6 protein-coding genes are annotated in these 14781 nt (G+C 58.8%); 2 read left to right on the top strand and 4 right to left on the bottom strand.

Features of this window, described 5'->3' with window-relative positions; all coding sequences use genetic code 11:
- The first annotated feature begins 738 nt into the window (after positions 1 to 738).
- Both VGM20_04970 and VGM20_04965 read left to right on the top strand, forming a co-directional pair.
- Positions 739 to 1608 (top strand): hypothetical protein, encoded by an 870-nt coding sequence (locus VGM20_04970; GenBank protein ID HEY4100213.1) that lies wholly within the window; start codon positions 739 to 741, stop codon positions 1606 to 1608.
- 547 nt (positions 1609 to 2155) lie between these two features.
- Entirely contained in the window at positions 2156 to 2854 is a 699-nt protein-coding gene (locus VGM20_04965; GenBank protein ID HEY4100212.1) for an SDR family oxidoreductase, read from the top strand.
- A 1748-nt stretch (positions 2855 to 4602) separates the two neighbouring features.
- Here VGM20_04965 and VGM20_04960 read toward each other — a convergent pair.
- The 4 genes from VGM20_04960 to VGM20_04945 all read right to left on the bottom strand — a co-directional run bounded on the left by VGM20_04960 (position 4603) and on the right by VGM20_04945 (position 14627).
- On the bottom strand, positions 4603 to 6183 hold the full coding sequence (locus VGM20_04960) for an N-6 DNA methylase (protein ID HEY4100211.1): 1581 nt from the start codon (positions 6181 to 6183) through the stop codon (positions 4603 to 4605).
- Positions 6184 to 6195: 12 nt separating this feature from the next.
- Complete coding sequence (locus VGM20_04955; protein HEY4100210.1) at positions 6196 to 6705, bottom strand: phospholipase D-like domain-containing protein; 510 nt, start codon at positions 6703 to 6705, stop codon at positions 6196 to 6198.
- 2299 nt (positions 6706 to 9004) lie between these two features.
- Entirely contained in the window at positions 9005 to 12406 is a 3402-nt protein-coding gene (locus tag VGM20_04950; GenBank protein HEY4100209.1) for a DEAD/DEAH box helicase family protein, read from the bottom strand.
- Positions 12407 to 12413: 7 nt separating this feature from the next.
- Positions 12414 to 14627: a hypothetical protein gene (locus tag VGM20_04945; protein HEY4100208.1), complete on the bottom strand. Its 2214-nt coding sequence runs from the start codon at positions 14625 to 14627 to the stop codon at positions 12414 to 12416.
- Positions 14628 to 14781 lie beyond the last annotated feature (154 nt).

Below are 14781 nucleotides of genomic sequence, written 5' to 3'. Positions count from 1 at the left end.
CGGCCGACCTTGGGTCAAGTTGAACCTCCGACCTCACGCTTATCAGCTCGATTTTGTGGGGGTCCGAATCCCGCGAAAAAACCGCTAACTCATTGACAGTTCGCGTGATCGGCCCGGATCGCTTTTTCGTGGGATCGGACCCTATTGGGCTATTTGGCCACTGCATTTGGCCACTCCTCGACCTCACGACCGCTTAGCGTGAGACTCAGTTGACCACCTTTGGCCACTCCCGGCGACCTCACGCCAATCCGCACACTCTGCGCGGATCGGGCTACCTGCGACTCACGGATTGAATGCCGGCCCGACGGAGGATCAGATTGAACCGCTCAAGATCGAATCCTGGGCTCGCCGAATCGATCGCCTGTCCCGGCGCTCTTTGGGCGTCGGCTATTCGCATAGTTCGTTCGCTAGACAAACGCACAGCATCGCAGCCGGCGCCCCTGACGATAGAGTATTATTCCGGCCATCTCCACATGCAGATCGTTCAGAACCGTCACACCGGTGGGCGAGCTTGCCCAGGCGACCATCGGACGAGGTGTAGCTGATCGCATGCGTGCAAGAGCTGCAACCGTAGCCTTCATTGTTTGCCTCGTCTCATGCGCTTCTATCAGAGCCGAGGCGTTGCCGCTGCGCACCTCAGTTGCTAGGCCGACGGCGATCGGTGTTCTACAAGCTCCTTCGGTATCTCAACCTCGGCAGCCTGCAAAAGGCCCTCGAGACACAACCTCAATCGCAACATTGGTTGATCGCTATCTCTGGACGCCGGCGGCAGCGGCCGTATTCGCACTAATAGCCACCGTGCTTGCCACGCTTCTGTACGACAGGATGAAGCGGCGAATTACCGTGACGTATATCTGTAGGCCGCAACGAGCACTGGTTGACGAGATTCACTCGCTGTATCTACAGCGCATCGAAGCGAACGAACGCGTTTCCCCGGAATACCTAACCCATTGCCTGAACGGCGCGCGTGACTGCGTGACATCCGGGCAGGATCTTTTCAATCTTGACCGCAGGAGTGATCTGCCCGAAGTGATGCACCTGCTCCTCGCCGCGCGCTATCAAGGCGAAGTGGTTGGGATGGCCAAGGCGATCTTCGTGGCATCGGCTAGCGTCTTGTTCATCGCGTACGTCGCGGTACAGCCCGGAGTTGCGTCAGTTGAGAGACGAGCGATGAGGCTACTTCTCGCCGCAATGGCCAAGGTTGCCCGTAGCGATGGCCCGGTCCGTTGGGTCGCGTTCGAATTGACGAACACAGATGTCAAGGTGACCCACGCCAAAGGACGACTGTTTCGGCATCATGCGCGCTCGCTTGGGATTGACCTGAAGCGAGTCCAATTCGAGTACCTCCAGCCTGATCTTGACTGCGTCGCCCTCGACAAGTGCGAAGAAGTCCCTGCGGAGCTCTATGTCGCGGCGATTGATGGAACGCCGACCGCGATTCCGTTGCCCGAGCTCTGGGCGATCATGCGTGGGATCATGGTAAACATCTACGTTGCGAGTTGGCTTATTGATCATTCTGCAACCGACCGACCGGCCCTCGAAACATATGTCCTCGATCTGACCAAGCTCATGCTCGACGGCCTCCCGGATCCCGTGCCGCTCATATGACACCCCAGACATTACCGGACATCCCGGACCTCGAACCTTGGTTCGCTCCGTCGGTGCGCCTCAGTAGCTCGGGAATTCACGGCGCCGGCATCGTCGTGGACCAGCCGATTCCTGCGGGAGGGCATATCCTTCGATTGGGTGGCTATCTACTGGACCACCGCTCCCACTCTGATCCCCGCGTGCTCCGATCCACATCCGTCGGCGTGGCGGAAAGCGTCGTACTGTGTCAACTGGCCGGGCTCCAGAGGGATCTGTCCGACTACCTGAACCATTCGTGTGACCCAAGCGCAGGTTTTCTCGATGCAGTCACCGTTGTTGCCGCACGCGACCTCACCGTCGGCGAGGAAGTCACTGTCGATTACGCATACTGGGAACTCGATGACACATGGATACTTCGATCGATGTGTATGTGCGGTGCCGCATCCTGTCGTGCAATTGTGAGTGGCAGTGACTGGAAGAACGCACAGATTAGGGACCGACTGCTACAATTCGCGATGCCGTTCGTGCGACGGCGGATTCTAGCTCAATCCAAGACATAGAGGACTAAATGAGAACTGCCCTAGTTACCGGTGGCTCCCGGGGAATCGGCAAAGCAATCGCAACTGAGCTGTATGCACGCAACTGGCAACTCTTCCTAGTTGCACAAGATCCTGAGCACCTGGCGGCGGCCAAAGCGGACTTCGCCAATGCAGTCGGAACGTTTGCCGTAGATCTTGGAGCCGGTGCGGCAGCGGCGGATTCTGTATCGGAGGCGTTTGCCAGCGACTCCGCGTCGCTGGACCTGCTGGTACTTGGCGCAGGCATTTTTATCGAGGAATCATTGAGTGCCGTTGACGAAAACACCTTTCGAAGGAATATGGCAGTTAACCTCGACGCGAATGTCTTCCTCGTGAAAGCCCTTCTGCCAAGCTTGTCCCGCGGAACAAAACCTCGAATCATCATCATCGGGTCGACCGCCGCCTATGAACCCTACCCGCTGGTACCCACCTACGGAATTGCAAAATGGGCGCTCCGAGGCTTTGCACAGAACCTCAGGCACGAATTGCAGGGCTCGCGGATCGGAGTGAGCTTCGTGTCACCGGGGGGCACTCTTACCGACATGTGGGCGGGGGTCGACCTCGCACCCAATCGCCTGCTCGATCCGCATGACATCGCCATTATCGTCGCGACGATTCCAGAACTAAGTGAGCAAGCCGTTGTTGATGAAGTGATTGTACGGCCGATCCTCGGCGACATTCATGAGTAGTCCATCGTCCATTGACGTCGCACCGCGGCGCGAACAATTCGCTGGCGTTCATACATTCGATGGCTGGACCATTAAGCTCTTCCTAATCGCTGCAGCAGCCGCCAACTTCGTTGACGAGCAGGAGGCACGGCGCTCCCTAACGTCGTGTCTGCGCGACATTGGGGCGCGAGTGTCATCCGAATTTGACTACGGCAGGTTTGGGTTTGCAATCGCCCACGCCGGACGGCGGGGGACTTGCCTGACTGTGACACACTTTGGACTTTGGGGTACCACGTTTGAGGTATTCTCGTCTGGTTGGTATCGGTACGGTCAAGCGGCAGGAGACTTCGCTTTGCTCGATGATATAGAGCCCGCATTCTGTTGGTTCGAATTCCCACGCACATTTTATGAGGTGCGGCTCGCCTGTGAACTCGCCCGAGACCGCAACCTGGACGCCATACGCTCGGCGTACCTCGCAGTACAGGCCTGACACGCGAAACCATTGCGCCGGAAACGGCGGCATCGGGGCAAAGGAATCGGCCAATGCTATTGTCTAAGTTCCGACCCATCTCTCAACTACGTTCGCGGTCGACATCATCCTATCAAGAAGAGTTTACTGCTCAGATTGGGCAGACCTCAACGACCCGATGGAGTGCGCGTTCACGTCATCCTTCCAAGGCAACGAGCTTCGCGATCGAGCGGACGAGGTGTCCGAAATCATCAAACACAAAAGGCGTATTCGGATTTGTGCGTTTTCGAGGACCTTCAATTCGCACCTTCCCTGGGCGCACTATGCTTCGGGGTTCTCTGGCCTCGCGATTGAGATCGACCTTCCGGCCGACTTGCCAGAGCTTAAGCAGGTCACCTATCGCGGTGTGTTCGCTAACGTAAACATGACCGCCCCTTCGATCCGGAAGTCGCGGCGACCGAAATCCTGGCCTCCAAGTACAACGAATGGTCGTATGAGCAGGAGGCCCGATTACTAACGCCGCTCGAATGGTTCCCAATTCCTACCGCGATCCGTCGTGTAATTGTGGGTCATCGAATGCCTGCTGCGGCCGTGCGGACATTACAGATTGTATGTGAACGTGAGGAAATTCCCCTAAGGCGCACCGGCATAGGGACCGACGGTATCGATGCCGATTCTCCCCCTGACACGCAACCAGGGGCCGAGTTAAGGTCGTTGCGCATTCCGTCGGCCCCACGGTGCCGTCGCTCTTGACTCCGCCCGATACTGTGACGATGGGGATCGATATTACGAGGACGACAAATGGCCACAGCGAAGCAAGACTTGGGAGAACTCGGCGAGCGCCTCACCACGACTCGGTGCAGCTGCCCGCATTGCAAGAGGTCGAGCTGCTTGAAGCGGCTTCCGGTCAACTTCAAGTGTGCAGACGTGATATGTGATTTTTGCGGGTATTTGGCACAAGTGAAGACCTCTACCGTCGCCGACGCGGAACGAGTGCCATCGCGTGTCCTTGGCGCTGCATGGAGCGTCCAACGAGCCCGGATGGAGATGGGCATCTATTTCCCGTTGTTTCTGGTCCTACTCGCTGGCAATCGCGACTACGTGATCTATTACCTACCCGCCGATCTTCAGCACCCAGAGATGTTCATTCCTCGAAAACCGCTGTCCCCGGGCGCGAAGCGAGCGGGATGGCAGGGGTTCGTATATGATCTTTCGTCAGTTCGAGAGCGCGGATTGGTCCGGCTTACTGGCGGACGAATTCGAGCCGCGATGAGGTAGGAATTCGTAGCGGGCCCACTTCCTAATCTCTACCTGCGTCTTGGAGGTCGGCGATAGCGGCGTCAGTCCAGCCAAGCGCCCCTTTCAAAACAATTTGGTCGGCCAAAAGGCGTGCAGCCGTCGCATTCCCACTTCTGAGTAGAGCATCCACACGGCGAAAATCCTTGCTTGTGACTTCTGCGACCGGGATACTCGCCCGAGACACGTCGGACGGCTCTAGCTTCCTCAGCCCTCCCCCAAGTACACGCGCGTTCAAAAGGGCACTTAGCTGGAATACGGATGTTATCGAGCCGAGTGCTAGCGAGCGCGCGGAGACGTCCTCCAAGGCGCTCAATTCAAAGAGTGAGTTTGAGACGGCCACACCTGCGCCATTCTCGCGGATTGTCGGCATGGATCCAGTGTACCCCATGAATGCCGGCGCGGGCGCCCTAAGCGGCACCTTCCACCAGTTTTCACGATTCTCGCACTTATAGCCTCTGTGCACCTTCGCCAACCGGCCTTTCCTAAGAATCCGCTGTACCGCCACATCTCGAGTGTGTTTCGGTGTGAGCAGCCAACATGGCCGCCCGCTCGCCCTAAGATGCTCCCAGTCGCTTTCCCCAAAACTGGCCCCACGTGCATCTCCTGAACTCGGAAGCGCTTTCGTGAGATGCCTCGCGTGGAGGCCATGGCGCTGCCGGTCGGATTCACTGAGGTGAAAGAACTCGTTGCCGCCAGTCACGTAACCAATTCCAACGGACGCGATTTCGCCGAGCACCCTGACCCCAGCGCGTCGAGAAAGCAATTCGTTCAATTTGATCGCCCCGGGAGAGGCGAGCAATCGCGGCAACCGCCAGCCGCCTGGCACGTCGCCCCATGTCGCGGTGCTCCACGGCACAATGTCGCTCTGACGTGTTGGCGCACGCGCATCGACCTGGGTCCACTGAGGGGTACATTCGCTACGCTTGTCGGCGCGGTAGCCGTCCGCAAGACACAGCACAATCTTTTGATTCAGTCGGGGAAATACGTCGCCATTGCAATAGACGAGCTGAACGCTGTTGAACTTCGTCGCGAGATACTGGACGATTGCCGTTGAGTAGTCGGCGCTCAACACTTCGGCGGGGAGCACAAACGCCGCCCGACCGCCAGCCCTCAGGAGTGTCGGAGCGTGCGCGACAAAGTAAGCCCAGGCCGACGCCTTGCCTTCGACAACTTGGGCATTCCCATTGAGGGAAGCACGCATACTGGACATTCGCCGAACCGGAATGTCATGATGACGCACGTAAGGGGGATTCGCAACGATTGCATCGCAACTCCCCAATCCGTCAGCGACCGCGAAGAAATCGCCGTGCAAAAGGTTGGTTGCCGAGGCGATGCCAGCAAGACGTTTCCTAAGGCGGTTCACAGTCGGCCCATGTAGCTCTGCCCCGAACAACTGCGTCGTCGGAATGCCCCCCAGCGCTGCAATTCGATCGGCCGCCGCGAGAAGCAGATCGCCGTTCCCCGCCGCTGGATCCAAAACCTTGTCACGGTGGGATCTGATCGCCCAAAGTGCGAGAGCGTTCGCCACCCATGCTGGCGTATAATATGCTCCGCGCTCACGCCGAGTGCCGTTAGCTTTCATTGACGTCTCTGCTCATTGCGCCGACGCCGCAGACCACAGCCCTTCGAGGCACTGCGCAAGAACGCCGGCGTTTCTCGGCCCAAGGAGCACGCCAAGTTCCCAACGTGAATTGAGCCCAGCGGTGTTGAAATTGGCGGAGCCAAGATAGGCGCGGCGCGAGTCCGCACATGCGACCTTGAAATGAAACGTTGACGCGCCGAACGGGTCGACCTTCGATGCTCGTTCCAGAATCCGGACCTCGGAGCCTGGCGAGTCGGCAAGAGCGGCGCGCAGGATCGCCAAGGCCCGCTCGTTTGTAGTTCCTGCCTGGGGACGCCGTGCAAGAACGGCGACTCTAACTCCGGCTCGAAGGCGCCGTTCTAGGAGGTCCGCCAAGTCTGATGCGACTTGCTCATCCCAATACGGCGCCGCGAGTATCACCCGTTTCGACGCCTCCGCCACAAGCGTCCTTACCGTCGTCCGAAGATCGTAGAAGTGTCGACTGAAGTCCGAACCAACATAGCCCGCGGCGTCAGCAGGCATCGCCACGAGTAAGTCACATTCGATGGCTCTACCTAGGTCGCGAGTCGCCCAGCCAATAGCTCTCACAGCCGCGTGCCGCTCAGGCCGCGTTTTCGCATCGGCGTCTGGAATCCGACGATAGTTTGCCTCGGAGATTGGGAGCAGTGCTCCGAGCCGTCCTATCGCTGCGAGAGTCCGCGCTACCTGATCGTACGTAATGCCAGTTCCAGCCAGCTGACTGGCTATCTCTCGAACGGAGATCTGGAGCTGTTCGGATTCTGCCAGCGCTTGCTCAATCGTCGCGACAGCAGTTGGATGCGCCAAACATGCATCGTGATATTCGAACCACACATCGTCAACGGGCCGCGATTTCATCCCGGTGCCGTGACTTCCCAGAACCCGACGGTCCTCGTTTGATCAGCGGCAGGAACCCATGGCGAACGGCCACCGACGAGGAACGATCGGGCTAGTCCATGATTGAAAGCCCGACAGGCAATTTCAGGGACGTGTATACAGCCATGGCAAGCCGACTCCCGGTGAAGGCAATCAGGGTCGTACAAACATCGTTCTGCTTCCTCCCGTATTGTGTCGAGGAATTCGCTCAGCCGATGATTGGCGACTGTGTGAACTCCACCGAGCTGCATTGTCGCGGTGGAATACACCACAGTTCCGAGAAGTGGAACGAAGAGGTATTCAGCGAGGCCCGTTGCCTCTATGCCAGCTACGCGGCTCAGTGCCTTCAAGGCGCAGTGGGACACGCTATGCAACAGCCCCCATACAAGCCTGCGGACAGGAAGTTCCCAAATGTTGTCATACAAACGATCAACCGGCTCGAGCAGTCCCAACAGTGTAGCTAGCTGTTCCTCAGAGCTATCGCCAACCAGCGTTACTCCCTGGACCTGAAGCCACTTGATGACAGCAGCGGGATCAAGAAACAACGCTATGCCCTCATGTAACGCCTCCCTCGCCAGAATTGGGACGGTGTTTTCTCCTAGGGCGCTGCCGAGACTTCTGGCCGCATCTTGATCAAGAACGGGAAACGGTCGAATGCTTGTCGCGAAGTCCCCAGCCGCATTTTCCTCCTTATAGGTCGGATCAGCGGACCTACGGGAATACCCAAAAACAGCAGAGACGACAGGGAGGTCCGCGACAACATCGATTCGGCCAAGTCCAAGCCGACGAGTGGTTTCGAGGGGAATCGCGTTTCCGAAGCCTGTTGCCACGTTCGTGACGGGATGTCGCCGAACAGTAGAGAGCAACGCGACGCATTCGCGAACAGATTGAACAACATCCGGGCACAGGGCCGGGCCCTGATAGCCCTGTGACGTGGTACTCGGTGCTTGTGGCGCCACTGCCGCAGCGATGGCAAGATGAGCGGCTGCAACGGCGGCCTGGTCACCGGCCCGCTCACCCTCACGAAGTCGCTCAACCAATTCGCTGATCGTCTGAGCCGAGCCGACTCGACTCGTACGCTCATCTTGGGGCAAGAGCGAGTCTAGCCACCGCTGTTCGGGGGAACCCTGCACGACAAGCGGTCGATCTAGGCGAAGAATATTAATTGTATGAGGGTAGTATGCGTTGTTTGCCGAGTGTCGAGTAATCCGCATTGCGGAGCGAAACGCCAGCTGCCCTCCCGACTGTCCGGACGCTTGCGCCTCTTTGAAAATCCGCGGAAAGCATCGAGGACAGCGCGCCAGAAGCCGATCAACAACAATTGACTTACAGCGCTCGCACGAAATCTTGAGGGCCGATAGGCGGTCAGCTCGATCGTCGATTCGGAGCACTCCGCCGTCCGGACAGGTCGGACACCTGGTCTTCGCCCAAAAAATTGTGCCTGGATGGTTCTTGCTCTCAATCGGAATCGCATCTCCGATTGGCACACTTTCTCCGCAGCCGTGAACGAAAATGAATCCGACTTGGCGCAACGTCTGCGGCCTCTTGCAAGACGGACAAATCAACTGGTTGCCGTGAGGCCGTGGCTTCTTGGGAAAGAACCCGTGGCACACACGACAGAATACAGCGGTATCCAGCAATGCGGACACAATTCCCCGAGGCGTTCCCACTGTGAATCGATCGACCGAGGAAGTTGGCGGAAACCGCCGATCAACTTCTCCGCCGCGCTGGCGCCAACGATCGAGATATGCACTTACTTCCGTCAAAACGAACCGAGCCCGCGACAAGGGCCATGCGCTATCGAGCCGCGGCGCCCCGAGGCGAACAATGCCGGCTCCATCCTCCCAGTTAACCGTCTTATCGGGTAAGTATGTGTATAGGAGCTGCGAGACGCTTCTCACCATATCAACAGGTGGCGTAGTCATAGTCAGATCCCCATCCTACGCAGGTCCGACGCATCTTGACTGGGCAGACGGATATATCCCGGCTCGTCGATATCACGGAGGCTTCGCATCGCTTCCAAATGAGAATTCAACGGTTGCTTATCATGGTCGGCGGATGCACCGGTGACCCCCCCGTACAGTCGGGCAGTCAACAGTCGAGCGGCCTCTGCGAACCCTGGGGGCGCATCATCGGATTGCGCTCCGATCGCTTCCACGACCCAGCGAAGCACGGCGTCTTCGGAAAGAGCCTCGTATCCCGGCTGGCCAAAGTTGTCGCGCACGTGTCGAACGAGGTACACCTCGCGACCCAAGCGATGAGAGGCCACCCCCATCAAGTACGCCGCGAGCACTCCCCGTAGCGTGAGAGCGAGCGCGGGCTCAGACCACCGGTTGATTGGCACCGGCTCGACAAGGCGGTCAACATACTCATGACACTTGTCGAACCGATCAAGAACGCTTCGATCTCTCTCTGCCTGAGGGGTTACGACCAATACCGCAATGCCCGGCAATTGCCTGCCAACACGGGCCGACGCTTGGATGTACTCGGCAAACTGCCTGGGCAGGCCCGCAAACACCATGAGGTTGAAGCGGTCGATGTCTACACCGTGGCTGATGATGTTTGTCGCAACAACGCCTCGAATCCGTTCCCCCAGCGGAGTATCCGGGCTACTGTCCTCGATCTCCTCCATGGTTCCGATCATCCGTGGCATGTCAACGCTCCCGTTGAATGACTCAACTCGGAGCTCCGCCCCCCCTAGGGTCTCGATTTCGCTTCGCACCCGCGAGTCGATCGCCTCGCCAACCTGATCCCCGCCCTTCCGGGTAAGAACATAAGTCAGCACAACTTCGTAGTGAAAACAGAGATCGATCAGATTTTGGGTCATCGCATTAGCCATGCCGAGCCTGCTGCGTACGGCGTCGGGGTCTCGCGAACAATCGGCACGAATCTGTTCGACGAGGGTATGAAGTAGTCCAATCGTTCGCGCCACTGTCGGCGTGTGCGTTCTGCCGACACCTAATAGCCCCACAAACATTCTACCCAGACGCGTCGGATCGGCCGTGTAATAGAAACTTTCGTACGCCTCCGGGCCTGGGCTTGGAAATCGTACCGCGTCAGATAGGTACAGATGTCTCGCTTGCTCGCGATAACCCTCGATTGTCGCCGTCGAGCCGATGAGTGTCCAATGACTCTTGCTGGAAGACAACTCACGCTGCACTGCCATTGCGGCCGTTTCGTAATGTGCGTCGAATGTTGCCAACGCCTCCCTCAACAAGTGAAGCTCGTCTTGAATGTGCAAGCTAGGACTGAGGTGCTTGAACGGGCTCTTCAGCAAAGGAAGGCCGCCACACGTGTCCGCCGTCCGTCCGGCACCTAGCTCACGTGAGGCTTCGCAAAGCGTCCCGTTACTTCCGCCAAACGCTGCTCCATGCGTCGGGCAACACATGTCGATCCGACCAAACAGTTGTGCGAAGCGCCGATTCTGGCCGAGGCCCGCGAGCTTATCGACTGTGGAGACAACCACTGTGGGCAAGTACCGATATAGGTCATCATCACAGATATACAACGGCAGGCGCTTCTTACCCGCAGCACATCCCGCAGCATCGCAGAAATGTTCGACCAGTCGGAGGGATTCGTTGTATCGGAGCAACACGGTGCGCGAATCACATGTGGGACACGCGAATACCCGTTGCCAGTCAACCGGAACTCCGGATCGGAGCTTTTGGTGAAGCTCATCCGAAATCCTATTTGGCGTTGTTGTCTCGCCGACCAGGTAGCCGACACTGAATGGATCGCCGGTGATCCCGGCCTCCCGTCGCACCAGCTCAGCCTTACCTAAAGCGCGACAGATACGTTGTAGCTGCTGATACGTGAGCAGCCTAAGCGGATAGCGCAGGAAGGCGGTGATCCCGAACGCTTTCCCTCGCAGGCGGTCGCGGAACACCTGCCACAGTATCAACCCAAGGAATGCCTCAGTCTTCCCTCCGCCTGCCGGAAACCAAAGGAGGTTCAGCCTTCCCTGTCCTACCTTCCACTCCTCTGATCCCTCAATCAGTGACGGAAGCATCCCGACGATATAGACGATTTGGAATAGATGCCACCGGTCAAATGTGCGCCGGCGCCCGCGCCCCAGCCGACTCATCGTTTCGTTCATCAGCCGGAATGCAGTCGCAACCTCCCCACCTAACCGCAGGAGCGATAGGCCGGACTCAAACGATCGCAACTCACTTCGAAACTGCTCGCGATCGCGTTCCGCGTCTTGTCGCTCGCGGCCATCGGGAAAGGATTCGACCTTTTGTTGCCACACGTTCGCATCATACGCCCGCATGTCCGCCTGGATTGCTTCCAGCGTAGGAAGGCCGCAGTCGGCTAGAGCCAGTGCGGCGAACAGCGGTGCGCCACCGACAATCTCGCGTGGCATCAGCCGCTGCCCGCCGACGATCGGAACGGCCTCCGTCTGAACCTGGAGTAGTGTAGCCGAGCGTGTCATACGCGGCTGACAATTGATTCCGATCAGCGGCACGGCTCGATTGTAGCGGTAGCTGTCCGGGAGAATACGAAACTCGGTGTCGCGATGCGCGTGCGCGGGAATCGTCGCAGCAACCGCAACCGAGTAGAGGCGAGGATCCCAATACGCCGAGTTTGTTTGTGTCGCTGGTTCAGACAAATTGACAACACGCAAGAGGACCCGGACGGCGTTGTGCTCAGTCGGAGACGGAAACACCCGCAGGTCCAGCTTGGGTCGCCATAGTGGAGCCGCGGCGGCTTTTCCCGCGAGAGACTGACTAACCCACGCTTGATAGGACGCCTCGTCAGCAATATCCGGTGGATGAAGATCGAGCGGGACGCGCCCCGGATAAAGCCCTCCGATGCTCGCGGCGCGAGCCCGCCACGCTGCGACCAGCTGATCCGACAGGTCAATCTCCACGAGGCCCGCCTTCACCAGCCCCGCAACGTCAATTTCCGCTTTCAGCGCCGGAGCGTCGACGTCGGACAGCGAAACTCTCTGCCAACACTCACCAACCCTCCACGCGCCTTGCCGGAACCTTGCGTCCTGACTTGCTTCGGCGAAACTTGGAAGTGATCGTACATATCCTGACAAGCTGACCCCGACTAACAATCGATCGCTTTGCTTGATACGATCCAACGGAAGGCACCATTCAAATCCCAAGTTCGTCTGCTCGTAATTGGTATCGTCAGGAACTTGCCCCGGCCCGGTCAAGAGGTCAGTGTCCACGGGCGTCAAGAATCCTGCGAGAATTCGCTCATATGGCCGTTGGGCCGCGAATCGGAGGGATGCGCTGTCCTCGCCCTTCGCCGCCTGGGCAAAGAGGCCGGACACCCCTCTTGCAAATCCGTTAATAACTTCCGGTGGAAATCCCGTCATTGGTACCTCACTTAATTCGAATCACAGCTTCGACTTCATCGAGGGAACACCCTTCGATAAGGTCGCGAACGCCGAACCCCCATCGTGATTCAATCTTTGCCAGGTCCGCGGCCGACAATCCACCAAAGTATGCCAACCGCACGGCCCTCACGACTTCGCGCCCACGCAATCGATGCCCAATACGCCACCGCTTGATGGCCTCAAACGAAGCCCGCAGATCGCCGTCCGGAAGGCCCATCCCAATTGCGCGACTGAAGCCGAGAAATTCTTTCCAATCGCGGGGCGTGCTCTGATCGGTGCCGGGACGCATCCATGCGGCCACACGTTGGCTAGAAACCACTAGCCCGTCGCTCTTGAGGGCCCTCGCGATGTTGGCAGCTTTGAGGCGGTTCGTCGCGATCAAGCTGCGAACAATTGTACCCCAAAGTGTCCGCGCGTTCGCCTCGGCCTGAAGTTCAGAGGTATCCATGTCCTCGAGCAGGAGCTCCGCTAGCGTACTTTGGTGCGCACCGCGAATGAGAAGGATTTCGTCTCCGGGCCGAAGATCCGCGGCCTTTACCGATTCTGGGTGGGGCGACTGTGACCGCATGACGTCAAAGCGTCGTGCCGCGTTGACACGCAGCTGTATGCCACTCTCCAGTAGGACGACCATATCCGCATCTGAATCAATCTCCTCCTGTGATTCAACTGCGTCCATGCCGACGCCCGCGCGGGCGATCGCCGGTCCGTGCGCCCAATCAAACAACCCTGGGTGGTGATCCACGGTGGGGGCACGCGTCCCAGCTGCAGCTTCGGAAAGGGCGTGATCCATGACGGCCAACACATCGGCCATGCTCGCAAGTCCGACCCGATGTAGAACTGACGCTTGAAAGTGTACCTGCCCCGATGCCTGGAAGGTCTCAATTGGATCCAGCACCCAGGTTATTGACGTCGGGGACGATGCCAGCGCGATATCCATTGTCTCGGGTCCGTAGTTGCCGCAAACAATGACGAAATCAGCAGGGTGCCGTAGGCGTGCGGCGTCGCGGGCCACGACCACGCCAACATCGCGTGACCAGCCGCGGGCTATCGCAACTTGCTGAAGTACAGCGGTCTCCGCATGGTGTCCGACTACTACTAGTACCTTCGCCCCGGTTCTTGTCGCCGCATTTGCAACGGCGGCCTCCACGATTCGACGCCTTTCATGCCCGAGGGCTACTGCGTCCGCCGTTGTACGAGAGAGCACGTCGAGCATAAGTGAAAAACGATCAGCAGAGGATTGGCTGACTCGACGAAGGTCGGTGATCGCTCGACCAAGCCGATCACGAGACCCAGATGACGAACTAGCATCGGCGATCGATCGCCACTGGGCATTCCACGTAGCAAGACCCAGCGCCGCGATTGCTGCCTCGTCTTGACTCATGTCCGACGTCGGCAGAGCGTACCGAAACTGTTCTTCAAGCTGAAGTCGAGCCTGCCCCGTCGAAAGAACTACCATGGCTGGTGTTTTCGGAGCCGGGGAAAGCGCGATCGCCGGATTAGAAAGCGACACGGGAAGCGCATCCGAGAATGTGGACAGTTCTGACGCCGTATCAGCAGCGACGATGACGGGCATGTCGCGCGGCAATCGGGCGAGCATGTCGCTGATCAGTTCAACGGTCCGGGTCCCACGCGTTCGAAGGCGGATCAAAAGCAACTCGCAGCCGGACAGTCCTGCAATTGCTGCGGGCGAGGCCGCCCGCGGCGTGACGACTCGGAGGGCAGGGACTCGAGGCAGCTGTCGCTTGGTGTGATGTCCAAGCCCGGAACGTGATCCAGGCGTGAGACGGCCGTCCAAATCGACATGATCGACAGCGAAGAACGATTTGATCGGCAGGCGCGATTGCGGTGCTTCCGCCGCGGCAACCTGGGCGGCAACATCCCAATCGGTTTGAATCAGATCGAGTGAATGCTTGCGGGGTGCCGCGATTCGCCCGACGCGCGCACGCTTGCGGGACGTCACCACTCCGGACACTCGAACCGGGCGGCTGAGCGCCGCGTCGTCAATCCGAACAAACGGAACGAATCCTACTGTGGGATTGATCGGCACCTGCTGGCTGAGGCGGTCAACACTACGCAACAACAGCGCAGCGACCGCAGCGGGCAACGAGCCTGAAGGCTTCCACGCCCCAAACAGGATCACTGGTTGGCGCGTCTCAAAGGCACGGTCAACGGCCGACGCCAATTGGGCGTAGCGACTCACCCGCGGCACGCCTTGGTGCTTGGGACGGAAGCCCGCCGATACATCGACCCGCTAACTATCGCCCTCGACGCTGACCATCGCCGCATCGTCCTGCGATGTTTGGACTTGTTCATGATATGGCGAGCACCCCAAGGGCAGCGATACACATGGACGG

Source organism: Gemmatimonadales bacterium (genome assembly GCA_036500345.1).
Lineage (GTDB): Bacteria > Gemmatimonadota > Gemmatimonadetes > Gemmatimonadales > GWC2-71-9 > Palsa-1233.
This window is presented reverse-complemented; position numbering and strand designations above follow the sequence as displayed.